Source organism: Kribbella sp. CA-253562 (assembly GCF_050942265.1).
In the GTDB taxonomy this organism is placed as follows: Bacteria; Actinomycetota; Actinomycetes; order Propionibacteriales; family Kribbellaceae; genus Kribbella.
The window spans coordinates 5,246,924-5,270,253 of the sequence record NZ_CP192049.1 but is presented as its reverse complement, the minus strand read 5'-3'; the positions used below and the strand labels follow the sequence as shown (position 1 = coordinate 5,270,253).

The window sequence follows — 23,330 nt, the reverse complement described above, 5'->3', positions numbered from 1 at the left end:
CGTCGTACTGACCATCACGTCGCTCGGGCCCGCGGCGGTTGCCTCGCCGCGGACCCCGCTGCGGTGGAGTCCCTACGCCAAGGTCGTTCCCGACTGGGACGATGGTGAACGCACGGAGTGCGCCACGCTGCTCGTTCCCCTCGACCATCAACGCCCCGGCGGGCGGAAACTCGAGCTGACCCTCAGCCGGATCCCCGCCCGCTCACCCGAGCGACGGCGTGGGGTGATCGTCACCAATCCGGGCGGCCCGGGGATCTCGGGCCTCACGTTGCCCGGCCGGCTGAGCGCCGGCACGGTCGCCGGGACCGTCCCGCGGCCGACCCAGGCGCGCCGCCCAGACGGCAGTTCGAGCAGCAGTACGCGCGGGAGGCCCGCCGGAACGCCCGGTGTGTCGGTTACGACCGGGAGTTCTTCCCGAACCTGTCCACCATCCCGATCGCCGACGACCCCTGGACAGCATTCGGGTCGCACTCGGCGAGGACAAGAGGTTCGCCAGCTGGTTGGGCGAGCGCGACGACCGGTATCACTTCGGCGCCACGCCCGAGCAGGTCGTCGCCACCCTGCACGCATTGCTTGCCAAGGACAACGACATCCCGGCGCTGCTGGGCGCCTCCGAGCAGTACTGGGCGGTGGTGAGCTGGCGTCTGGAGAGGGGCACCACGAGACCGCGCTCGACCTCGTCGCCGAGCTGCGCCCGCTGATGCATCGGCTCCGGCTGGCTCCGTTGCGGGCAACGACGCATCGGCGGCCGACGGACTGGTCCGACGCTGCACGATCGGTGAGGTCCGCGAGTCGCTGACCGAGGTCGGTACGAACACCGCCTTCGCGGCGATGCTCGAGACGTTGCGGGTTTGGCATCCGCTGTTCAATCGCCTGGTCGCGCTCTGGTGTGAGACGGTCGACGGTGATCTGCCTCGCCTCAGCGGAGCTGCCGTCACCGGCGGATGGCCGTGCCGAACCTGGCCCGCCGACTGGGTGGAGCGGCGCGCCCAGTGGCTCGCCGATTATGCGGCCGCGAGTGGCCGGCACCGACGTCCAGCGCCCACCTGCATCTGAAGAGCAACTTCGCTCGCCTGCACCGCGGGCTGCTGGCCTGCGAGCACAACAGCTCCGGCCTCTCCGGTCGCGACGTCGGCTGGATCCGTCGGGCGCTGGCCAACACCATCGCCAAGCAGGCGCACCGGGATCCGAGCACCAGACCGCGGTGCGGTCGGTCCAGCCGTGGTCGCGGCGCAGCCGACGTACGCGGAGCTGGCCGCGGTACTGGCCGCGAGACTCGATCATCGTCCGGCCGGTGGTGGCCTGCCCGCGCTCGATCCGATCACGCGACCGCGTGACTCGATGCCTGGGCACCTGATCGACAAGGTGGCCCGTGTGGCCCGACACCGCGCCGGCGGTGCGCTCCGGCCAGTCCGGCACACCGACCGCGGACGACTTCACGGCTGTCTGCGTCAGTCGCGCGGCCGAGGCCCGCGTCGGAGGCACTGACAATCGAGTGGTGGCCAACGGCACCATCCTGGAGCAGAGCCAGATCCTCACCATCCACAACCTCGCGGTGCTGGTGGTGGCGCTCGAGCTGCAGGATTCGGATCCGCGAACTCGCGCCGGAGCTGGCCGGGCGAGCCTTCACCTGGATCGTCCGCCGGCTCTTGGCCCGAGTCGACAACGACCATGCGGCGCGCACGCAGGTGAAGAACGTCGCGTACGCGTGGCGGCGGGCGATCTTCTTCCGGAGGTTCTGCACCGAGGCGGAGCAACGAGCTGTGGTGGAGTCGCTGCGAGAACAGGTGGAACGAGCAGGTCTTCGGCCCCGGTTCGGTCCGGCGGTCGAGGGCCTGGCGCATGTCGTGGCCGGCGGCCTGTTCACCGCGTCAGGCGCGGTGCAGACCGGCCCGGACGACGGCTCCTGAACCCGATTCGGCCCGCTCTGTACCAACGTTATATTACGATGGTAACGTTGTTACATCAGGAAGTTCCTGATTCCCCTGAACGGAGAATTCTCATGCGCCGAACCGTGTTCGCTGTCTCCCTGGCCCTGCTGTGGCCCACCGCCGCTCCGGCCTTTGCTCATCCAGGCCACGGTGAGCAGCCGGAGTCGCCCGTGGTGACCGCAGCGGCCGCGTACGGCAACGGCTGGGCGGCTCTGGCGCCGATCGGTAGCGGCCCTCGGCAGGAACACAGCGTCGCGGCACTGGGCGGCAAGGTGTACGTGATCGGTGGCATCTACCGGGCCGACGGTGTCACCACGACGACCAACCGGGTCGAGGTGTACGACACCCGTCACAACACCTGGTCCGAGGTCGCGCCGCTGCCGGTCGCGATGAACCATCCCAACGTCGCCAGCGTCGGGGGACGGATCTACGTGCTGGGTGGACTGTCTGGCGGTGCGTCGTGGCAGGCGCTCGGCGACAGTTTCGTCTACGAGCCCCGGACCGATCGGTGGACTCGGCTGCCCTCGATGCCGAGCGAGCTGCGTCGTGGTAGCGCCGCGATCGGTGTCCGTGGCACCACGATCTATCTCGCCGGTGGAATGCGGACGCTCACTCCCGGGCCTGGTGGCCTGCACGACACGGTGGCGACGGTGTCCTCGTACGACGTGGTCACGGGTCGGTGGTCGGTGTTGCCCAGCCTGCCGGAGGCTCGCGACCATGTCGGCGGCGCAGTGGTCGGCGGTGTGTTCTACGTCCTCGGAGGCCGCGACAAGGGCCAGGTCAACGTCCGCGACACTGCCTACGCCCTCGATTTGCGCAACGGCCGCTGGACCGAACGCGCCCCGATGCCGACCGCACGCGGCGGCATCGCGACCGCGGTGATCGGGACCAAGATCTACACCTTCGGCGGCGAGGGCAATCCGGCGCCGGGCAGCCACAGCATCTTCGACGACACCGAGGCCTACGACGTCGCGCGCGATCGTTGGCAGCGTTTGGCCCCGATGGCGGTGCCGCGGCACGGTACGGCAGCTGTTGCGGTCGGCAACAAGATCTACATCCCCGGTGGGGGAACCGCCGCCGGGGCGCAGCCGGTCGACGTCAACGACGCCTTCCGCCCCTGACGGCGACGGTCACCGGCAGGCGGACTCGTCGCCTGCCGGTCGCCGAGGGCCTGCGTCCTCACTCGGGAGAAGAGGAACTCCATGTGAGACGCCGGCCGGGGCGTACCCGACGCCCCCGGTGCCTGGCCGCTGCTCGGGCACTCCCTGTCGCCGCTGAGACCCGACCGGGTCGGCTACCTCACCTCGCTGCAACCGCTGGGCGATGTCGTCCGGATCCGGATCGGTACCCGGCCCTTCCTGGTGCTCAACTCGCCCGGCGCTGGTGCGCACCGTGCAGGTGGAGGAGGCACGAGCTTCGACCGGGGCGCATCTTCACCAAGGCCAGACCGTACGTCGGCGACGGCCTGTTCACCGCCGAGGGTGCCGAGCACCACCGGCAGCGCCGGATGGTGCAGCCGGCCTTCCACCGGGCGGAGGTCGCGCAGTACGAGCAGACCATCAACGACGTGGTCAATCGGCAGATCGGTGCCTGGCGGCCCGGTCAGACCGTCTCGGTCGGGCGGGAAATGCCCGTGCTGGCGAGCGAGATCATCGGCCAGGCGATGTTCCGCGCGCTGGAGGCCCGTGAGGTGGTCCAGTTGGCCCGTGATGAGGTCGTACTCGACCCGCGCGGTCCCGGTCCGGTGCACGGCGTGGGCGGCGTCGACGATCTCCTGGTCGAGGCAGCCCCCTGTGAGGTTCCCGACGGTGCTGCTGTCGGCGTTGATCAGCAGTCGAGCGCCGGGCCGCCGGTACGACGAACCTTCGACCTTGACGAGAGTGGCCAGGGCAAGAGGGCGACCGCTTCGCCAGGCATGGCTGATGGCGGCGAGCTCGGCGGCGGTGGCGCTCATGCCCTCACGTCACGTCCTCGATACGGACCGGCAGGCGGCGGGCCCGTCGGCCGGTGGCATGCCAGACCGCGTCGGCGATCGCGGGTGCGATGCCGACCATGAAGACCTCGCCGAGGCTCTTCACCCCGACGGAGTTGAGCAGCGGGTCGGCTTGTCGATCAGGCTGACGTCGACGTCGCCGATGTCGGCGTTGACCGGAATCGCGTAGTCCTCCAGGGAGGCGCTGAGGGATTCGAGCAAGCGGCGACACGTGTCTCGCCCTGGGACCTTCGCCGGCTCACCGGCGCCGTCCGCCGATCTCGGTTGTGTTCCGAAAGTCAGCGATATGCTGGTGACATGGCACAGAAGCTGGGGAACGACGTCACCTGCTCGGTCGCTCGGACTCTGGACGTGGTCGGCGACCGCTGGACGTTGATGATCGTCCGGGAGGCGATGCTCGGTGGCGCGACCCGGTTCCAGGACTTTCGCGACGCGCTCGGGATCGCGACGAACAGCCTGGCCAAGCGGCTCGCGATGATGGTGGACGAAGGCCTGATGGAACGTCGAACGTATCGCGAGGCTGGGGAGCGGCCGCGCGAGGAGTATGTGCTCACCGAGGCCGGCCGGAGTCTCGACCTGGTGATCGGCGCGCTGGCGTCGTGGGGCCGAACGTATCGGCCGCATCCTCGGGGAACGTCGCCGCGGTTCGAGGTGGAGGAATCGTCGACGGTCGCGCAGGTGGCCTTCGTGACCTCGGGCGGCGACAGGATTCCGCCGGGCGTGCTGACGGCGGTGCGGACCGAAGACCGGCGGCTCGACGACAGCGCCTGACCGGGGACGTAGAGCGCACACCTTCGGCATACCTCTCACGACCACTGGGTTGCGGATCGAGAGTTAGCCCTGCTAGCTTTCGATCTTAAACCTAGCTAGGGAGTTGCGTATGCCCCCCAACCCTTCACAGCAAAGAGCGACCTTCGCTGAGCTGGTCCACGCCTCGGAGCCGCTCCTGCTGCCCGGCGCGTACGACGCGTTGACGGCCAGGCTGGTCGAAGCGGCCGGTTTCCGCGCCACGTACCTCGGCAGCTTCGCGGCTGCCGCGAGCACCTTCGGCCGGCCGGACGTAGGGCTGGTGACACTGACCGAGATGGTCGACGCCACTCGCCGGGTCGTCGAAGCCACCGGTTTGCCGGTCCTGGTCGACGGCGAGAACGGCTTCTACGAACCCGCGAACATCTGGCGCACGGTTCAGGCGTTCGAATCAGCCGGTGCGGTGGGTATCCACATCGAGGACAACCTCGGTGGTAAACACACCTCCAGGCCGGCCGGGTTGCTGTCTGCCGATCAGATGACGACCCGGATCCGGGCCGCGCTCGACGCTCGGACCGATCCCGCGTTCATGATCATCGCCCGTACTGATTCCGCCTGGGTGTACGGCGATCTCGACGACACGGTCAGCCGGTTGCGCGACTACGTGTCCGCTGGTGCCGACATGGTGTTCGCGCCGGCCGTGCCGGCCGTCCGGCTGAAGGAGATCCGGTCCGCGATCGAGGCGCCGGTCCTGGTCGCGGCCGACCTGTTCGATGCCCCGGGCAAGGATCGGCCGGGTAGCACGCTGGCTGAGTACGCCGACGCCGGTGCCGACGTGATGCTGCTGTGGTACAGCCTGATCGGCGCGGCGGCGAAGGCTGTACGGGCGACCCTCGACCGGTTCGCGCAGGGCGCGGAGGTGGAAGAGCTACCGGAGTTGATCCTCGGGCAGCAGGAGTTCGAGTCCGCGATGGACTACGCCGCCTACGAGCAGCGCGCAGCACGGTACTGACCACTGACTTCCGCCCCCCGGACAGAAGAGAGACTTCCATGCAGACCCAGATTCGCCCGACCACCTCAGGTGCGGGCACGACCGTGTTCACCGACGCGAGGTTGATCGTCGGCGACGGCAGCACGGTGCTGGAGGACGCCGTGATCACGGTGCAGGACGGCATCGTCGTCGACGTCGCTACGGCAGATCGGGAGGCAGCCGGCCGCTCTGCCCGCGAGGCCCAGATCATTTCCTGCGGCGGCCGCACGGTGATGCCGGCCCTGGTCAATCCGCACGGGCACATCGGATACATGCGTGGCACCGTGTGCGATCCGGCCTTCTACTCCCGCGACAACGTCATCGACCACCTGCGCCGCTTCGTCTACCACGGAGTAAGTACTTTCCAGTCGCTCGGCACCGATCTGAACGGCGTCGAGGTCGCCGTTCGCGACGATCAGCGTTCGGGGCTGCTGGACGACCCGGACCTCGCGACGCTGTTCACCGCGGGCGCCGGGATCGTTGCCGCGCCGTCCGGGGATGCGGGATGTGGCGCGCCGTTCTTCGCGGTCGACGCTGTTCATCAAGCCACTGGACCCGAGGATGCGCGAGCGTTCGTGCGCCGGTTGGCAGCACAGCGGGTCGACGCGGTGAAGTTCTGGATCGACGACCGTGGCGGCCAGTCGGCCAAGCTGACCGCCGAATCGAGCCGGGTGATCGTCGAGGAGGCGCACGAGCACGGATTGCCGGCCGCCGCCCACATCTACTCCGCCGAGGACGCGATGGTCGCGCTCGACGCGGGCGCCGACATCCTCGCCCACATGCCGCGAACCCCCGAGCCCGATCGGGCTCTGCTCGACCGCCTGGTCGAGCAGAACGTTGCCGTTTTCACCTCGATGACCGTCCAGGGGCCGGCCCGTACCGCCTGGCTCGACGACCCTCTGGTCGCGGAGACACTGCCCGAAGCGTCGATCGACGATCTCCGGGCTCGCATGGCGGCGCGCGCTCATGAGCCGCTGTTCGACACGGGAAAGACCTACCGGACCATGCGGCACAACTTCGAGGTGCTGCACGAGGCCGGCGTCCGGCTGGTCTACTTGGCTGACACCGGTGTTTTCGCGCAATTGCCGGGGATCGCGGAGCACCGCGAGCTCGAGGCGCTGGTCGATGCTGGTCTGTCGCCGTTGGAGGCGATCGAGTTCGCCACCAGGCGCTCGTCGGAGCTCCTCGGTCTGACCGATCGCGGGCTCGTCGAGGCCGGGCGGCGCGCGGACTTCCTGGTCCTCGACGCCGATCCGCTCGCCGACATCGCGCACACGCGCCGGATCGCAGCGGTGGTCCTCGAAGGTCGCGTGGTCGACCGGGAGAAGCTGAGTCAGCAGCTGCTCGCCGCAGCCCGCTGACCCACCGCAACTGTTCGGGCGTAGCTTGCCCGAGTTATTGTATCGACTGGTCGGTATACGCTTGATGCCTCACCAGACTCTTGCGGCGGCGTCCGCCGCCGCAAGAGTCCTTCCGAGCCGACAGCTCAATCGATCGGTACATTGCTGGCGCAGCCTACGGCCGGAGTGCCTCGAGCGGCTGAGTCGGCAGTCCACCGGCGGGCGGCGCGAACTCAGAGACCCTTGACCGTTCCACCGTCGACGATGACGTCCGCGCCGGTGATGTTCGCGGCCAGGTCGGAGACCAGGAAAGCGATCAGCGACGCCACCTCCTCCGGCTCGCCGAAACGGCCGATGGTGACGCCGAGCAGGTCCGGAATGCCAGCCACGAAGTCAGCCTGCTCCACGCCGCCGGCCGTTGCGGCCCGGGCGCCAAAGCTGTCGGGGCCGTCCCACAGCGGAGTGCGGATCGGCCCTGGCGAGACAGTGTTGACCCGGACTCCCTGAGCGCCGAACTCCTCGGCCAGCGACTTGCTCAACGCGGTGAGCGCCGCCTTCGAGGCGCTGTACGCCGCCGGTGCCGCGGCAGGGACCCGCGCGTTGATCGAGGACACGTTGACGATCGATCCGCGCCGCTCGATCAGGCTGGGCAGTGCGGCCTGGCTGGCCCGGATCGCTCCGAAGAGATTGAGATCGAAGATCTCCTGCCAGTGCGCCTCGTCGGTCTCGAGGAAGCTGGTCGGATCGGCCGCGCTGCCTGCGTTGTTGACGAGTACGTCGACACCACCCAACTCGGTCAGCGCCTCGGACATCGCTGCCGCGGCGTGCGTACCGGAGCGAAGATCGGCCGCGACCGCGACCGCGCCGGATCCTTCCAGTTCGGGCGTGACTCGGCGCGCGACACCGACAACGCGCATCCCTTCACCGATCAGCGTTCTCACCGTCGCCAGCCCGATGCCGCGACTCGCGCCCGTCACCACCGCCGTCCTGCCGGACAAGTTCAGATCCATTGCTCCTCTTTTCTTGAACTGTGAGTAAAGAATTTAGGTAGGCGGAATGCCGGTGGTGGTAGTGCTGTCTACAGAGTGGCGACAAGCGCGCGGATCACGCGTTCGTGCCGCTCAGGTCCTTCGGCGATCCGGGACTGCAGCCGCAATCCGATCACCGTGTTGACCAGCAAGCTCGCCACGGAGAGGGCGTCCACCTCGAGAGCGATCTCGCCGGTTCGCTGCCCCTGCTCGACGAGCGCCCGAAAGGCATCCTCGGTCTGCTCGAACATCCTTCGCACGAGTTCCGCCGCCGCCTCGTTCGAGCCGGCCACCTCTGCGGCGCTGTTGACTGCGAAACATCCCGGCCGCGCCGGATCGGCGAAGTCCGTCTCGACCAGGAACCACAATGCCGCCCGCAAGCGTTCCTTCACCGGACCGGCCTCGTCGAGCAGGTCGATCAGTGTCTGCACCTGGCTGTCGCGATACTGCCGCAACGCCAACTCGAACAGCGCCTGCTTGCTCCCGAAAGCGTTGTACAGACTCCCTTTGCCGATCCCCAAGGCGTCGACGAGGTCCTGCGGCGTCGTCCGGGCGTAGCCCTGCCGCCAGAACACCTCCATCGCCTGCATCACTGCGACGTCAGGATCGAACTCCTTGTGCCGGCCCACAGTTCCAGTCAAGCCGATACTGGACCTGCAAGTCAAGTATCGGAGACTTGGCCCACCGGCCCTCAAGTCCGCGCTCCCGTCGCTGATCTCCGCCCGCCCGTGCTGAGTCGATCTTGAGGGGGGAGCCGTGGTGCAAGCAGCGAACTATTGTATCGACTGGTCGGTATGTGCTTCGATGCCTCATGCTGAAAGCGACGTCGAGTGCAGTGCGGACGTTCTCCGTTCCCGCGGCGGAGTCCGTGGTGTACGGCGCCGGGGCGCTCGACGAGCTAGTGGTGGACGCGGCGGCGCGGCGGGTCGCGGTGGTTCGCTCCAGATTTCTCGCCGGATCGTCGATCGATCGCTCGATGGAGACGCTGCTCGGCGATCGCCTCGTCGGCACGCTGGACTCGGTCCCGCAGCACGTGCCGCTTGGGCCTGCGTTGGAGCTCGCGAGCCGATTGCGGCAGCTCGATGTCGACTGCGTGGTGAGCATCGGTGGTGGAACGACGATCGACTGCACCAAGGCCGTCGCGTTGTTTCTCGCGGCCGGGATTCGGGACCGCGCGGAGTTCGCAAACTACGTCGAGCGACGACAGCGGCTGCGGGAGCCGGTGCGGCACATCGCCGTACCGACGACACTGTCGGGTGCCGAGCACACGTCGTTGATCGGGATCACCAACGAGGCGACGGGGGAGAAGTTGATCCTCGACGACGCCGCCTTGACGCCTCGATCGGTGGTGCTTGATCCGACGGTCACGGTCGGTACGCCGCGCGAGCTGTGGATGTCGTCGGGGATCCGCGCCGTCGACCACGCCGTCGAGGGCATGTTGTCTGCCCGCGCGACACCGTTCTCCGACGCGTTGGGGCTGGAGGCGCTGCGGCTGCTGCGTTCCGAGCTGCCGCGGACCGGCGGGGACGACCTCGACGCCAGGCTCGCCTGCATGATGGGCACCTGGCTGGCCATCTTCGCGCTGCCGAATGCCGGCGTCGGGCTGTCCCACGGCATCGGGCACCAGTTGGCCGCGGAGTACGGCATCCTGCACGGCGTGACCTCGGCGATCATGCTGCCGCTGGTGATGGAGTTCGGCGCGGCCCACTCGGTCCGGCCGCTGCGCCGGATCGCGGCGGCACTCGGCGCCGACGTCAGCGCGTACGACGACGCCCGGGCCGCGCGGGCGGCGGCTGATTGCGTGCGTTCCCTGGTCGCCGAGGTCGGGGTGCCGGCCCGGCTGGGGGAGCTCGGCGTGAATCGTGAGCGTCTGCCGAGCGTTGCCGCCAACGTGATGCGTGACCCGTCGATCGCGGCCAGTCCGCGGCCGGTGACCCTCGACGACATCCTCGAACTGCTGAACCGGGCCTGGTGAAACGCGCGGCAGCACCAGGCGCTCACGGCTGATCAATTTAATAGACCAATCGATCGGTACATTACTGCTGGAGGCGACACCATGCACCGTCTCACCAAGCCCTTCACCGTGCTGGTGGAGCGCTTCTACCCCGATCCGTTCGTCTTCGCGATCGTGCTGTCAGGGGTGATCTTCCTCGGGTGTCTGAGTCTCACCGACGCCGGACCGAAGACGACCCTGTACGCCTGGGGCGACGGCCTCGACGGCCTGATGGCGTTCATCGGGCAGCTCGCGCTGACCCTGGTGGCGTCCCACGCGCTCGCGCACACCGACGCCGTCCGGCGGATGCTGGAGAAGGTCGGCGGACTGCCTCGGCGGCAAGCCACGGCGTACGCGCTGGTCGCCTTCATCGCGGGGGTGTCGAGCCTGGTGTCCTGGGCGCTCGGCCTGGTGGTGGGCGCCCTGATCGCGCGCCAGGTCGCGATCCAGGCGCGCAAGCGCGGGATCCGGCTGCACTACCCGTTGCTGGTGGCTTCGGCGTACGGCGGGTTCGTGCTGTGGTCGATGGGCTACTCGAGCTCGGCGGCGCTGTTCGTCGCGACGCCGGGGCACACGATGGAGAGCAAGATCGGGATCATCCCGGTCACCGAGACCATCTTCAGCCCGTGGAACGTGGGCATCCTGCTGGTCGGGCTGCTCGTGATCACCGTCTTGATGGCGCTGCTGCGGCCGCGCAAGGACAGCGAGATCGTCGAGATCTCAGAGGAGGCGGTGGCGGAGTACGAGGCGTCGGGGCTGGAGTCGGACCACCAGTACCTGCAGGTGACCGACGGACCGGTCGCGCCGGGCGGCGCGACCACGCTCACGCGGACCAAGCCGACGTTCGGCGAGCGTCTGGACAACAACCGCCTGCTCAGCATCGTCCCCGGCCTCGCGCTCACCGGGTACGTCGCGCTGTACTTCGTCCGCGACGGTTTCGGCCTGACTCTGGACATCGTCAACTGGACGTTCGTCGCGCTCGGACTGCTGCTCGCGCGTTCGCTGCGGCACTACATGGTGCTGGTCGGCCGGGCAAGCGCGACGGTCGGCGAGATCATTTTGCAGTACCCGTTCTACGCGGGGATGGCGGGCATGATGGGCGCGACCGGGCTGGTGGCGGTGATGGGCGGCTGGTTCGTGGACGTGTCCAGCGCCTCGACGCTCAGCTTTTGGGGCTTCGTCTCGGCCGGCCTGATCAACGTCTTCATTCCGTCCGGTGGAGGCCAGTGGGTGGTGCAGGGACCGATCTTCCTCGAGGCCGCGCAGACGCTCGGTGTCGCGCCGTCGCGGGTCGTGATGGGGGTCGCGCTCGGCGAGTGGACCAACATGATCCAGCCGTTCTGGACGATTCCGCTGCTGGCGATCGCCGGGCTGCGGGTGCGCCAGGTGATGGGTTACACCTTCGTCGTACTGATCGTGTTCTTCGTCCTGTACGGCGGCGGCCTGCTGCTCGCCGGCTCCGGGATGTAGGGGCCTCAGGCAATCATGATGCCGTCGAGCACGATGTCGCTGAGCCGGTCGGCCAGCTCCGGAGCGGTCAACGCCGCCTTCGGTGAGAACCAGGCGCTGGTCGAGTTGTACATGCCGAGGATCGCGTGGGTGGTGACGATGTCGGGCTCGCTGAAGACGCCGGTGGCGGCACCTTCCTTCAGTACGGTTGCGAACAGGCCCTCGTACTCCTCGCGCAGCTTGTTCAGCGCGGTGGCCCGTTTGCCGGTGAGGAACTGCATCTCGCGCAGAACGACGCGGACCTCGGCCTGCCGTTTGGTGATCACGGTCAAGTGCTCGCGGGCCAGTTCGCGGAACTTCTGCACCGGCGGGAGATCGGACTCGACGATCGGGCGGCCGCGGGTCAGTGCCTCCTCGACATGCCGCTTGGACAGGTCGAAGAGCAGGTCCTCCTTGGACTTGATGTGGTAATACAACGCACCGCGCTGCAGGCCGGTGGCCTCGCCGAGTTGGGCGACGCCGGTGCCGTGGTAGCCGTGGCTGGCGAAGGTCTCGGCGGCGATCCGGAGGATCCGTTCTCTGGTCGCCTCGCCGTCGGTGGCCGGGGGACGTCCGCGGCGTGGCCGCTCGGTGCTCATTCTGGCATAGTAATGTATCGACCGATCAGTACCAAGGAGGGTGCCATGTCGCACCTCGAACCTGGCCGCGCGACCGCGAGTCGCGTCACGATGGCGACGCTGCAGGAGCGGTCGTACCGCAACTACGCCGCCAGGACCGCCGTCATCGACGGTGATCGGAGCCTGACGTACGCCGAGCTGGGGGAGCGGGTTCACCGCGTGGCCAGTGGGCTGCTCGCCGCGGGGATGTCCCGCGGCGATCGCGGCGTGATCCTGCTGGACAACTGCCCGGAGTACTTCGCGATCGACCAGGCGCTGTTCCTCGGCGGGTTCGTCCGGGTCGCGATCAGCACCCGGCTGCACCTGCGCGAGGTGGTCCACATCCTCGCGGACTGTGGGGCCACGACGATCTTCACCTCCCCGGACTGGGCCGAGCGGATCGCCGCCGAACGCGCTGGACTGCCGGCGTTGAAGCTCCTTGTCGCCGATCGTCCGGCGGCGGCCGACGTGACGCTCGCGGACCTCCTGGCGCAGGGGTCACCGGAGCCTCCGTCGGAGTGGCCGCGTCCGGAGGATCCGGCGGCGCTGCTCTACACCAGCGGCACCACCGGCGTACCGAAGGGCGCGACGCTCAGCCACGCGAACTGGCTGGCGATGGTGCGTAACGCGATGGTCGAGCTCCCGGTGGTGACCAGCGCAGACGTGGTCCTGCACGCCGCTCCGCTGTCACACCTCAGCGGGTACATCGGTCCGGTGTACGTCGCGACGGGCGCCGCACACCTGGCGGTGCCGAAGTTCTCCCCGGAGACCGTGCTCGACCTGATCCGCGCGCACCAGGTCACGGTGCTGCCGATGGTCCCGACGATGCTCAACCTGCTGCTGCTGGCGGCGGAGAGCAGCCCGCACGAGTACCCCACACTCCGGACGATCGTGTACGCCGGTTCGCCGATCGCGCCCGACCGCCTGATCCGCGCGCGGGCGGTGTTCGGTGACGTCTTCGTCCAGTTCTACGGGCTCAGCGAGACCCCGTTGCCGCTGTCGTGCCTGTCCGCCGAGGATCACACCTTCGACCCCGATGGTTCGCCGCCGGCCCGGCTGGCGTCAGCGGGCCGGGTCAGCCCGTTCGTCGAGTTGCGGATCGTCGCGCGGGACGGCAGCGAGGCCGGGCCGGGGGAGGTGGGTGAGATCGTGGTGCGCACCGACACCACGATGATCGGCTACTGGGGCCGGCCGGAAGCGACGGCGCAGATGATCGACGCCGACGGCTGGGCGCGCACCGGCGACCTCGGCAGGCTGGACTCCGACGGGTACCTCACGATCGTCGACCGCCTGAAGGACATGGTCATCACCGGTGGCTACAACGTCTACCCCAACGAGGTCGAGCAGGCGATCAGCACGCTGGCGGCGGTCCAGGAGGTCGCCGTGATCGGCGTACCCGACGAGACCTGGGGCGAGGCGCTGCTCGCCTTCGTGGTGGTGCGCGACGCTCATCAGCTGACGCCGGAGGAAGTGATCGGGGCCTGTACGGCGAACCTCGCGTCGTACAAGAAGCCGCGGCACGTGGAGTTCGTGGCCGCGCTACCGCGGACCGGGTCCGGCAAGCTGCGCAAGCGCGACCTGCGCGAACGCTACTGGCCGGCCGACGGACGGCTCGTCTAGGAAGTCAGCAAAGAGGCGCCGGACCGATTCGGTGGTCCGGCGCCCCTCTCGTTGATTCAGCGAGCCCGTCGGTTGCCGAGGAACGCGTTCACGCCCTCCTTGGCGTCGTCGGTCGAGAAAACCGTCCGCATCAGCTCGTCGTTGACCGCCCAGGCCTCGTCCTCGACCGCGGTCGCCCGCGACAGCAGCTGCTTGGTCGCCCTGACCGCCGCCGGAGCCTGGGCCGCGATCCCAGCGGCCAGTTCGATCGCCGCGTCGAGCGCGGTCCCGTCGGGCACCGTGCGGTTCACGAGGCCCCAGCCGGCCAGCTCGGTCGCGGTCGCGAACCGGCCGGTGTAGGCGAGCTCGGCGGCCACCTGCGCGGGAATCCGCGCCGGCAGCCTCAGCAGTCCGCCCGCGGCGGCGAACAGACCGAGCTTGATCTCGGGCAGCGCGAACCGGGCGGACTCCTCGGCGACCACCAGGTCGCAGGCCAGCGCGATCTCGAAGCCGCCTCCTGCGGCGACGCCGTGCACGGCCGCGATCATCGGTACGCAGACTTGGTGCCGGACGATCCCGGCGATACCCCACTCGGGCCGCTCGGGGTGCCGGATCGGCTCGCCGCCGAGGAACGCGTCGAGGTCCATCCCCGCGCAGAACGCCTTGCCGGCGGCGGCGATCACGACCGCGCCGACACCGTTGTCGCGGTCGGCGCGGTCGAGGGCGTCACCGAGCGCGCGGGACAGTCCTTCGTCGATCGCGTTCAGCCGGTGCGGGCGGTTGAGGGTCAACACGAGGACGGCGCCACGCTGCTCGACCAGTACGTCGGGCACGGCGTTCATCCGTCGTTGCCGACGGCAAAGGGATCGCTGAACTGGTAACCGTCGATCAGCTGCCCCGCGGTCACCATGTACTGGATCGTCGGCGTCCCTTCCTCGAGCCAGTTCAGCCGCGCGTCGCGGTACAGCCGCTCGATCGGGGACTTCCGGGTGTAGCCGATGCCGCCGTGCACGAGCAGCGCGCGGTCGGTGACCCGGCCGACGGCTTCGAGGCCGAACTGCTTGACCATGCTGGCCTCGGCCGGGATCCGCAGTCCGCGGTCGGCCTTGCGGCCGGCGTCGGCGACCATCAGGCCGAGGGCCTGGACGTCGATCGCCATCTCTGCGAGGTAGCGCTGGATCGCCTGCCGGGCTTCCAGCGGTTTGCCGAAGGTGACCCGGTTCTTGGCGTGCCGCAGCGACAGCTCGAGCGCGCGCTGCGAGGTTCCGAGAGAGGACGCCGCGATGAAGACCCGGCTGATCTCGAGGGCCGCCTCCAGGTTGGCGACACCGGCGCCCTCGGCGCCGATCAGCGCGCTGTGCGGAACCTCGACGTCGACCAGCGTGAGCTCGCCGTGCTCACCGCCCTTGCAGCCCATCGTCTCGGGCAGTGCGCGGATGTGCAGACCGGCGGAGTCCCGGGGGACCAGGAACGCCGACACCTCGGTCGGGCCGGTCTTGGCGAAGTAGATGAACTCGGTGGCGATCTGCGAGTTCGTGATCAGGTGCTTACGGCCGTTGATCACATACCCGTTGGCGGTTCTGGTCGCGACCGACCCGAGGTCGGCGCCGGTCCCGTGGTCGGGCTCGGTCAGCGCGAACGCGACCGACCGGTCGCCGCGGGCCGCTCCCGGCAGGACGGCCTGCCGCTGCTCCGCCGTACCGATCTCGGACAGCGCGTGCGCGAACGAGTTGTGCACGTGCACCAGGCACCGGATGCCGCCGTGGATCTTGGCGAACTCGGCGATGATCGGCAGGTACTGCGACATCGACATCCCGGCGCCGCCGTACTCGGCCGGGACGATGAAGCCGAAGGCGCCGATGTCCTTCAGGGCCGGCATCACCTTGTCCAGTGGGAGGTGCTCGGTGTTCTCGATCTCCTCCTCGAGCGGGTCCAGTTCGGTCCAGATCGTGGTGAAGACGCGCTCGCGCAGCTTCGTGTACTCCTGCGGGTCCATCCCGACGTTGTGCTGTGTCATAACGACCAACCACCATCCACTGTGAGTATCGAACCGGTGCAGTACGTCGCGTCCTCGCTGAGGTACACCGCAGCGGACGCGATCTCTTCGGCCTGGCCGAACCGCCGGAGCAGGATCGACCGGGCGATCTCTTCGCGGGAGCTGTCCGGGACCCGGCTCGTCATGTCGGTCTCGACGAAACCGGGCGCCAGCAGATTGACCCGGATCCCGTCCCGCGCGACCTCCTTGGCCAGCGCGCGGCCGAACCCGAACAGGCCGGCCTTCGCACTCGCGTACGCCGTGTCGCCGGGACCGCCGATCAGCCCGATCACCGACGACACGATCGTGACGCTCGCGGACTCCGCCGCGGCGAGGTGCGGCAACGCGGCGCGGCTGAGCTGCGCGACGCCCTGGAGGTTGTCGGCGACGACGCGGAACCAGTCGTCCTCGTCCATCGTGGTGATCCGGCCGCCGGCCCAGACTCCGGCGTTGGCCACGACACCGTCGAGCCGGCCCCACTCCGCAACGGTCGCGGTCACCGCGGCCCGCGCCGATTCCGCGTCGCCGAGCCGGTATGCGACCGGTACGACAAGCCCGGGGAACTCGTCGGCGAGGCGCTCTGCGGCAGCCTGCGAGGACACGTAGCCGCAGCCCACCCGAACGCCCCGCGCGGCCAGCGCCCGGACGATCGCGGCCCCGATGCCCCGCGATCCGCCGGTGACGAGCACGACCCGGCCCGACACGCCGCTCATCGGGCGGCCATCCGCAGCGCGCCGTCGAGCCGGATGACCTCGCCGTTCAGGTAGTCGTTGTCCACGATCGACAGGACCAGCCGCGCGAACTCTTCGGGCCGCCCGAACCGCGGCGGGAACGGGACCCCGGCCGCGAGGCCGGCCCGGTAGTCCGCACCGACCGTCGCCATCATCGGGGTGTCGATGATTCCCGGCGCGATGGCGCAGACCCGGATCCCGAGTCCGGCCAGGTCGCGGGCCGCGGGCAGCGTCAGGCCGGCGACACCGGCCTTCGAGGCGGCGTACGCCGCTTGCCCGATCTGGCCGTCGGTCGCGGCGACCGACGCCGTGTTGACCACGACGCCGCGCTGATCGTCATCGCCGGCCGGGTAGCGCGCCATCACCTGAGCCGCGTGCGCCAGTACAGCGAAACTGCCGACCAGGTTCACCTGGACGACTCGGGCGAAGCGCTCGATGTCGTGCACGCCCTTGCGCCCGACGATCCGTTCCGACGGGGCCACCCCGGCGCAGTTGACGACGACGCGCAGGGGAGTGCCGAGCGGATCGAACCGGCCGAAGAGCCGCTCGACCTGCGTGGGGACTGTGACATCGGCGCCGACGTAGGTGACGCCGGGGACAGGTTCCACATCCTGAGCCGCCGCGGGTAGGTCCACGGCCAGCACCTCCGCGCCGGCTGCCGCCAGGGCGACGGCCGTCGCCCGGCCGAGTCCGGACGCCGCGCCCGTGACCACGGCGGCTCCTCCTGCGATCTTCATCGTGCCTCCTGAATCTGCTCGGCCTTTGACGGCAGGCCGATTCCGAGCGATGATTGTACCGATCGGTCGGTATATTCGTAAAGAGCAGCCCGGAGGTATGCGATGGACACCACTCCCGTCATCGTCGAAGCGGTGCGAACGACCAGCGGCAAGGGGAAACCAGGCGGCGCGCTGTCGGATCGGCATGCCGCGGACCTGCTCGCCGACGTCCTGACCGAGCTGGTGAACCGGTCCGGGGTCGACCCCGGCGCGGTCGACGACGTCATCGCGGGGTGCGTCACACAAGGCGGCGAGCAGGCCGGGAACATCGCCCGGAGCGCCGTGCTGGCCGCGGGCTTTCCCGAGCACGTGCCCGGGACCACGGTCGACCGGCAGTGCGGCAGCAGCCAGCAGGCGGTGCACTTCGCGGCGCAAGGCATCGCGGCGGGCGCGTACGACGTCGTCATCGCCGGCGGTGTCGAGCTGATGAGCCGTACGCCGATGTTCAGCCAGTACGGCGACCACGATCCGTACGGACCGCGGGTCGCCGCGAGGTACTCGCCGGGCTTGATTCAGCAGGGGTTGTCAGCGGAGCTGCTGGCGCGTGAGTACGGGTTCAGCCGTCTCGAGCTCGACGAGTTCGCCGCCGAGTCGCACCGCCGAGCCGCGCTGACCTGGGAGCAGGGCGGATTCGCCCGCGAGACGATCTCGCCGGGCGGCGGCCGCGGTGACGAGACCGTACGGGCGGGCACGACGGTCGAGAAGCTCGCGACGCTGCCGCCTGCGTTCGCGGATCCATCGGTGCTGCAGCGGTTCGGCGCCCTGGACTGGAAGGTGACCGCCGGGAACTCCTCGCCCTACACCGACGGTGCCTCGGGGATTCTGCTGATGTCACGGTCGGCGGCCGAGCGGTTCGGGCTGCGGCCGCGGGCCCGGTTCCTCGGGTATGCCGTGGTCGGTGACGACCCGGTCCGGATGCTGCGCGGGATCGTCCCGGCGACCAAGAAGGTGCTCGACCGCGCACGGCTGGCGGTCTCCGACATCGACAGCTTCGAGGTCAACGAGGCGTTCGCGGTCGTCCCGATGCTTTGGGCGCGGGAATTGAAGGTCGATCACGACAGGTTGAACCCGCGCGGTGGAGCGATCGCACTAGGCCATCCGCTGGGCGCCTCCGGCACCCGGCTGATGACTACGCTGCTGCACGAGCTCGAGGACAGCGGCAAGACGCTCGGGCTCCAGACGATGTGCGAGGCCGGTGGGACCGCCAACGCGACGGTCATCGAGCGGCTCTGATGACCGCCGTGGATCCGGCCGGGTCGGCCCGGACCGGCCCGCTGGCCGGGCTGACGGTCGTCGAGCTCGCGGGGATCGGCCCGGCGCCGTACGGCGTGATGCTGCTCGCGGACCTCGGCGCCGATGTGATCCGGGTCGACCGGCCCGGCGGCCACGCGGGCAACCCGGTGCCGCCGGAGCTGGACCTGCTCAATCGCAACCGCCGGTCGATCGAGCTCGACCTGAAGAATGCCGAGCACCGCGATGTCGTCCTGGCCCTGGTACGGCGCGCCGACGTGCTCGTCGAGGGATTCCGTCCAGGGGTCGCCGAGCGCCTCGGCCTCGGGCCGGCGGTCTGCCTCGAGGTGAACCCGGCGCTGGTCTACGGGCGGATGACGGGCTGGGGACAGACAGGTCCGCTCGCCGGCCGGCCCGGGCACGACATCAACTTCATCGCGATCGCGGGCGCGCTCGATCCGATCGGAACCGCCGAGAGCGGGCCCGTCGTACCGCTGAATCTGCTCGGCGACTTCGGCGGTGGGGGAACGTTCCTCGCGCTCGGCGTACTGGCTGCTGTCCTGCACGCGCGCGCGACCGGTGAGGGGCAGGTGGTGGACGCGTCCGTGCTCGACGGCACCGCGTCACTCACGACGATGCTGCACGCTCATCGATCGGCCGGGATGTGGAACGACGCGCGGGAGTCCAACCTGCTCGACGGCGGTGCGCACTTCTACCGCGTGTACGAGACAGCCGACGGCCGGCACCTGTCGGTCGGGGCGATCGAGCCTCAGTTCTACGAGCAGTTCGTGACGCTGCTCGGGGAGCAGTACGCCGGCGACTGGGCCCGCTCACATCGCGATCCTGCGCTGTGGCCGCGAATGACCGAGCGCGTGGCTGCGATCGTTGCATCCAGGACGCTGGCGGAGTGGACCGCGATCTTCGACGGCACCGACGCCTGCGTTCAACCGGTGCTCAGCGGGCAGGAGGCGGTGCGCCATCCGCACAACGTGGCCCGTGACACCTTCGTCCAAGTCGGCGGCAGGACCCAGCCGGCTCCGGCGCCGCGGTTCAGCGTGACTCCGGCGGGCCTGCCGCGTCGCCAGCCGCGGCCCGGCGCGGACACCGACGAGATCCTTCGTGATCTGGGCTGACGGTCAACCCACCAGCTGCGTGGCCGGGACTTCGCGCTGCCTGGCACCGGTGTAGCTGCTGAGCGGGCGGATGAGGGTGTTGGACTCCAGTTGCTCCATCACGTGGGCGGTCCAGCCGGTGATCCGGCTCATCACGAACAACGGGGTGAACATCGGAATGTCGAAGCCCATCAGGTGGTAGAGCGGCCCGGTCGGGTAGTCGAGGTTCGGGTGGATCCCCAAGCGGTCGAGCATCGCCGCCGCCAGTGCGTCGTACGTCGCCATCAGGCCGTCGGCCTGGCCGGGCGCGGTGAGGGCTCGCAGTTCGGCCGTCATCGTCGGTACGCGGGAGTCGCCGTGCTTGTAGACCCGGTGCCCGAAGCCCATGATCTTGCGTTTGCACGCCAGGGCGTCGTCCAGCCAGGCATCGACGCGCGACGCATCGCCGATCTCGCTGAGCATGTGCATGACGGCTTCGTTCGCGCCGCCGTGCAGCGGGCCTTTGAGCGCGCCGATCGCGGCGGTGACCGCACTGTAGATGTCCGACAGGGTCGAGGTGACGACGCGGGCGGTGAAGGTGGAGGCGTTGAAGCTGTGCTCGGCGTACAGGATCATCGAGACCTCGAAGGCCCGGACCTGTTCGGCCGGTGGGACGTGGCCCAGACACATGTGCAGGAAGTTCTCGGCGTACCCGAGGTCGGGGTCGGGCAGGATCGGATCGAGTCCGCGCCGCCGACGCTGCTCCTGGGCGACAATGGTCGGCAGCTTGGCGAACATGTCGATGGACTTGAGCAGGTTGTGGTCGCGGTCGGCCAGGCCCTCGGCCGGGTCGTCGGCGCCGAGGTAGCTGACCGCCGTACGGAGTACGTCCATCGGGTGGCAGGACTCGGGAAGCCGGCCGAGGACCGTCGACGCCGTGCGGCCCAGCGGCCGGCGGCTGCGCTCGTACAGACTGAACTCGCGAAGTTCGGACGGCGTCGGCAGCTCGCCGTGCCACAGCAGCCACGCGACCTGCTCGAAGCTGCACGACGCGGCGAGCTCCTGAACGGGGTAGCCGCGGTAGGTGAGCGAGTTGGTGTCCTGGTTGACCATCGAGATCGTCGTGGTGTCGACGACGACTCCGGCGAGTCCGCGGTGAATATCGGTCATCGGTGCTCCTCGGGAACGGTGAAGTTGAAGACGGACTCGTCGAAGCGGTTGTAGTCGGCGTACTTCAGCAACTCGTACAAGCGCGCGCGGGTCTGCATGTCGGGGACGAGCTGGGCCTGCGTGCCGACGGACTCGATGGTGTCGAGGGCGCGCTCGATCGCGCCCATGGCGATCCGCAGCAAGGTGACCGGGTAGATCACCACGCTGACGCCGGCGTCGGCCAGCTGCCTCGCGGTGAAGAGTTCGCTCTTGCCGAACTCGGTCATGTTCGCCAGGACCGGTACGCCGACTGCTTCGCGGAAAGTCTCGAACTCGCCGAGACCGGTCAGCGCCTCGGGGAAAATCAGGTCCGCGCCGGCGTCGACGTACGCCTTGGCCCGGTCGATCGCGGCGTCGAGCCCCTCGACGGCGCGGGCGTCGGTCCGCGCGCAGACGACGAAGTTCGGGTCGGTCCGGGCACCGACCGCAGCGCCGATCTTGCGAACCATGTCGGTGCGATCGACGAGCGTCTTGCCGTCGAGATGCCCGCAGCGCTTCGGGTTCAGCTGGTCCTCGAGGTGGCAGGCCGCGAGCCCGGCAGCCTCCAAGGACTCGACCGTACGGGCGACGTTCAGTGGTTCACCGAAGCCGGTGTCGGCGTCGATGAACGTCGGCAGGCCGGTGACCGCGCTGATCTCACGGCCGCGGTCGGTGATCTCGGTCAGCGTGGTGAGGCCGATGTCCGGCAGTCCGCGCTCAGCGGCGAGCACGGCTCCGGAGATGTAGACGCCGTCGAATCCCTTCTCCTCGATCAGCCGGGCCGACAGCGGAGTGAACGCACCGGGGAAGCGCAGCAACCGGCCGGACGAGAGTCCTTCGCGCAGCGCGAGCCGGCGTTCCGCGGCGGTCATCAGAAGAGTCCTTCGGCGGACACCTGGAGCTTCATGTCGTCGACCGTCACGCTCAGCTGCGCGACCTCCGCAGCGCTGAGCTGCGGCAACCGCTGGACGAGGGCGAGGAACCGCTGCTGCTCCTGCACGGACACCGCCCCGGCGGCGAGCATCCGGAACTTGTCGAGGTAGTTCGGCCGGGCGAAGGGACGGGCCCCGCGTGGGTGTGCGTCGGCGACGCCGAGTTCGTCGGAGACGACGGTCCCGTCGGTGAGCGTGATCTCGACCCGGCCGCCGAACTCCGGTTCAGTGGCGTGGTACCGCTCGGTCCATTCCGGGTCCTCGACGGTTGTGATGCGGTGCCACAGGTCGACCGTGTCGGCGCGCTGGGCGCGCTGCGGGGTGTAGGAGTCGACGTGGTGCCAGGTGCCGTCTTGCAGTGCGACCGCGAAGATGTACATGATCGAGTGGTCGAGTGTCTCGCGGCTGGCGGCCGGGTCGAGCTTCTGCGGGTCGTTCGCACCCGTCCCGATGACGTAGTGGGTGTGGTGGCTGGTGCGGATCAGGATCGACTCGACGGCCGACAGGTCGCGGATCCGGGTCCGCATCCGGCGGGCCAGGTCGATCAGCGCCTGACTCTGGTACTCCGCGGAGTGCTCCTTGGTGTACGTCCGCAGGATCGCCTGCTTCGGCTCACCGGGCGCAGGCAGCGGTACGGCGTACGAGGCGTCCGGGCCGTTCAGCAGCCAGGCGATGACGCCGTCCTCGCCTTCGTAGATCGGGGCCGGTGCGCCCTCGCCGCGCAGCGCGCGGTCCACCGCCTCGATCGCGACCTTGCCGGCGAAGGCGGGCGCGTACGCCTTCCAGCTGGAGATCGCGCCCTTGCGCGACTGCCGGGTGGTCGTTGCCGTGTGCAACGCCTGGCCGATCGCCTGGTAGGTGATCTCCGGTGCGGTGTCCAGCAAGGTGCCGAGCCCGGCCGCGACGGCGGGTGCGAGGTGCGCGATGTGGTCGATCTTGTGCTCGTGCAGGCAGATTCCCGTGACCAGGTCGACCTGCACCTCGTACGCCGTGGCGATCGCGCGGGTCAGCTGGTTGCCGTCGGCGCCGACATGCTGGGCGACCGCCAGCAGCGGCGGGATGGTGTCGCCGGGGTGCGAGTAGTCCGCGGCCAGGAACGTGTCGTGGTAGTCCAGCTCACGGACCGCGACGCCGTTGGCCCAGGCGGCCCACTCGGGGGAGACGCGGACGTCGGGCGTCGTACCGACGACCGCGGCACCGCGTGGGCTCGGGTGAGCCAGCGCTTGGCCGCGGGCCGCGACCACGGACTTGCGGTTGACCGACGCGACCGCGACGGCGGCGTTGTCGATGATCCGGTTGACGACCATCTCGGCGACGTCGTCGCGGACACCGACCGGGTCCGCGGCGAGCTCGGCGAGCTTCCAGGCGAGCTGATCCTCGCGGGGGAGACGGGCACTGCTCGGGCTGACACGGACCTGGTGCTCGATCACTGACACGTCCTTCGGGTGCGGGGGTGTTCAGCGAGACTCGCACCGGGCGCGATGACTGCGAAAGAGTGCCAAGCTGCGAAGTGTTGAAAGCGAAGATTCGCAAGTAATGGCGGTTGTGAAGTCGATGGGCGCGGCAAATGACGTGGTGAGC

The 23,330-nt window shown here is 69.2% G+C and carries 22 protein-coding genes; 11 read left to right on the top strand and 11 right to left on the bottom strand.

Annotated features, from left to right (window positions below; all coding sequences use genetic code 11):
* Positions 1-500: 500 nt before the first annotated feature.
* The 3 genes from ACQPXM_RS24885 to ACQPXM_RS24875 all read left to right on the top strand — a co-directional run bounded on the left by ACQPXM_RS24885 (position 501) and on the right by ACQPXM_RS24875 (position 3,052).
* Complete coding sequence (locus ACQPXM_RS24885) at positions 501-701, top strand: hypothetical protein (protein ID WP_432937343.1); 201 nt, start codon at positions 501-503, stop codon at positions 699-701.
* Positions 702-1,649: 948 nt separating this feature from the next.
* Entirely contained in the window at positions 1,650-1,910 is a 261-nt protein-coding gene (locus ACQPXM_RS24880; RefSeq protein ID WP_432937340.1) for a hypothetical protein, read from the top strand.
* Between the two features lie 92 nt (positions 1,911-2,002).
* The gene (locus tag ACQPXM_RS24875; protein WP_432937337.1) at positions 2,003-3,052 is read left to right on the top strand and encodes a Kelch repeat-containing protein; all 1,050 of its coding nucleotides are present in this window, start codon (positions 2,003-2,005) and stop codon (positions 3,050-3,052) included.
* A gap of 173 nt (positions 3,053-3,225) precedes the next feature.
* Here ACQPXM_RS24875 and ACQPXM_RS24870 read toward each other — a convergent pair whose 3' ends face one another.
* Positions 3,226-3,885, bottom strand: a complete 660-nt coding sequence (locus ACQPXM_RS24870) for an XdhC family protein (RefSeq protein ID WP_432937335.1) — start codon at positions 3,883-3,885, stop codon at positions 3,226-3,228.
* A 336-nt stretch (positions 3,886-4,221) separates the two neighbouring features.
* Here ACQPXM_RS24870 and ACQPXM_RS24865 point away from each other — a divergent pair, with 336 nt between their 5' ends.
* From ACQPXM_RS24865 to ACQPXM_RS24855, 3 genes are all read left to right on the top strand, one after another.
* A complete protein-coding gene (locus tag ACQPXM_RS24865; RefSeq protein ID WP_432937333.1) occupies positions 4,222-4,695 on the top strand; it encodes a winged helix-turn-helix transcriptional regulator in 474 nt (157 codons plus the stop codon).
* Positions 4,696-4,804: 109 nt separating this feature from the next.
* Positions 4,805-5,683 carry an isocitrate lyase/PEP mutase family protein gene (locus ACQPXM_RS24860; protein ID WP_432937329.1) on the top strand — a complete coding sequence of 293 codons (879 nt, stop codon included), beginning with the start codon at positions 4,805-4,807 and terminating at the stop codon, positions 5,681-5,683.
* A gap of 38 nt (positions 5,684-5,721) precedes the next feature.
* Positions 5,722-7,062, top strand: coding sequence for an amidohydrolase family protein (locus tag ACQPXM_RS24855; protein WP_432937327.1), 1,341 nt, complete (start codon positions 5,722-5,724; stop codon positions 7,060-7,062).
* 212 nt (positions 7,063-7,274) lie between these two features.
* On the opposite strand, the gene ACQPXM_RS24850 is transcribed toward ACQPXM_RS24855, so the two are convergent.
* On the bottom strand, positions 7,275-8,051 hold the full coding sequence (locus ACQPXM_RS24850) for an SDR family NAD(P)-dependent oxidoreductase (RefSeq protein ID WP_432937325.1): 777 nt from the start codon (positions 8,049-8,051) through the stop codon (positions 7,275-7,277).
* A gap of 68 nt (positions 8,052-8,119) precedes the next feature.
* On the bottom strand, positions 8,120-8,710 hold the full coding sequence (locus tag ACQPXM_RS24845) for a TetR/AcrR family transcriptional regulator (RefSeq protein WP_432937322.1): 591 nt from the start codon (positions 8,708-8,710) through the stop codon (positions 8,120-8,122).
* A gap of 170 nt (positions 8,711-8,880) precedes the next feature.
* Here ACQPXM_RS24845 and ACQPXM_RS24840 point away from each other — a divergent pair, with 170 nt between their 5' ends.
* Together ACQPXM_RS24840 and ACQPXM_RS24835 are read left to right on the top strand one after the other, a co-directional pair.
* Positions 8,881-10,044: an iron-containing alcohol dehydrogenase gene (locus ACQPXM_RS24840; RefSeq protein ID WP_432937319.1), complete on the top strand. Its 1,164-nt coding sequence runs from the start codon at positions 8,881-8,883 to the stop codon at positions 10,042-10,044.
* Between the two features lie 81 nt (positions 10,045-10,125).
* Positions 10,126-11,532 carry a short-chain fatty acid transporter gene (locus tag ACQPXM_RS24835; protein WP_432937316.1) on the top strand — a complete coding sequence of 469 codons (1,407 nt, stop codon included), beginning with the start codon at positions 10,126-10,128 and terminating at the stop codon, positions 11,530-11,532.
* A 5-nt stretch (positions 11,533-11,537) separates the two neighbouring features.
* Here ACQPXM_RS24835 and ACQPXM_RS24830 read toward each other — a convergent pair whose 3' ends face one another.
* A complete protein-coding gene (locus tag ACQPXM_RS24830; protein WP_432937314.1) occupies positions 11,538-12,149 on the bottom strand; it encodes a TetR family transcriptional regulator in 612 nt (203 codons plus the stop codon).
* Positions 12,150-12,194: 45 nt separating this feature from the next.
* On the opposite strand from ACQPXM_RS24830, the gene ACQPXM_RS24825 reads away from it, so the two are divergent.
* Positions 12,195-13,787: a class I adenylate-forming enzyme family protein gene (locus ACQPXM_RS24825; protein WP_432937311.1), complete on the top strand. Its 1,593-nt coding sequence runs from the start codon at positions 12,195-12,197 to the stop codon at positions 13,785-13,787.
* Positions 13,788-13,843: 56 nt separating this feature from the next.
* On the opposite strand, the gene ACQPXM_RS24820 is transcribed toward ACQPXM_RS24825, so the two are convergent.
* From ACQPXM_RS24820 to ACQPXM_RS24805, 4 genes are read right to left on the bottom strand one after another with little or no spacing between them, the layout of a single operon-like run.
* Positions 13,844-14,608, bottom strand: a complete 765-nt coding sequence (locus ACQPXM_RS24820) for an enoyl-CoA hydratase-related protein (RefSeq protein ID WP_432937309.1) — start codon at positions 14,606-14,608, stop codon at positions 13,844-13,846.
* The gene (locus ACQPXM_RS24815; RefSeq protein WP_432937307.1) at positions 14,605-15,783 is read right to left on the bottom strand and encodes an acyl-CoA dehydrogenase family protein; all 1,179 of its coding nucleotides are present in this window, start codon (positions 15,781-15,783) and stop codon (positions 14,605-14,607) included. The genes ACQPXM_RS24820 and ACQPXM_RS24815 overlap by 4 nt, the downstream gene beginning before the upstream one ends.
* On the bottom strand, positions 15,780-16,514 hold the full coding sequence (locus ACQPXM_RS24810; RefSeq protein ID WP_432937305.1) for an SDR family oxidoreductase: 735 nt from the start codon (positions 16,512-16,514) through the stop codon (positions 15,780-15,782). Before ACQPXM_RS24810 ends, ACQPXM_RS24815 begins: the two co-directional genes overlap by 4 nt.
* On the bottom strand, positions 16,511-17,269 hold the full coding sequence (locus ACQPXM_RS24805) for an SDR family NAD(P)-dependent oxidoreductase (protein WP_432937302.1): 759 nt from the start codon (positions 17,267-17,269) through the stop codon (positions 16,511-16,513). Before ACQPXM_RS24805 ends, ACQPXM_RS24810 begins: the two co-directional genes overlap by 4 nt.
* 102 nt (positions 17,270-17,371) lie before the next feature.
* Between ACQPXM_RS24805 and ACQPXM_RS24800 the strand changes: the two genes are divergently transcribed.
* Positions 17,372-18,541, top strand: coding sequence for a thiolase family protein (locus ACQPXM_RS24800; protein ID WP_432937299.1), 1,170 nt, complete (start codon positions 17,372-17,374; stop codon positions 18,539-18,541).
* Positions 18,541-19,671 carry a CaiB/BaiF CoA transferase family protein gene (locus ACQPXM_RS24795; RefSeq protein ID WP_432937297.1) on the top strand — a complete coding sequence of 377 codons (1,131 nt, stop codon included), beginning with the start codon at positions 18,541-18,543 and terminating at the stop codon, positions 19,669-19,671. The genes ACQPXM_RS24800 and ACQPXM_RS24795 overlap by 1 nt, the downstream gene beginning before the upstream one ends.
* 3 nt (positions 19,672-19,674) lie before the next feature.
* Here the strand turns inward: ACQPXM_RS24795 and ACQPXM_RS24790 are convergent, their stop codons facing one another.
* The 3 genes from ACQPXM_RS24790 to ACQPXM_RS24780 are packed head-to-tail and all read right to left on the bottom strand — an operon-like array spanning position 19,675 to position 23,179.
* Positions 19,675-20,799, bottom strand: a complete 1,125-nt coding sequence (locus ACQPXM_RS24790) for a bifunctional 2-methylcitrate synthase/citrate synthase (protein ID WP_432937294.1) — start codon at positions 20,797-20,799, stop codon at positions 19,675-19,677.
* Positions 20,796-21,689, bottom strand: coding sequence for a methylisocitrate lyase (prpB, locus tag ACQPXM_RS24785; protein WP_432937291.1), 894 nt, complete (start codon positions 21,687-21,689; stop codon positions 20,796-20,798). Before prpB ends, ACQPXM_RS24790 begins: the two co-directional genes overlap by 4 nt.
* Positions 21,689-23,179: an MmgE/PrpD family protein gene (locus tag ACQPXM_RS24780; RefSeq protein ID WP_432937288.1), complete on the bottom strand. Its 1,491-nt coding sequence runs from the start codon at positions 23,177-23,179 to the stop codon at positions 21,689-21,691. Before ACQPXM_RS24780 ends, prpB begins: the two co-directional genes overlap by 1 nt.
* Positions 23,180-23,330: the final 151 nt, after the last annotated feature.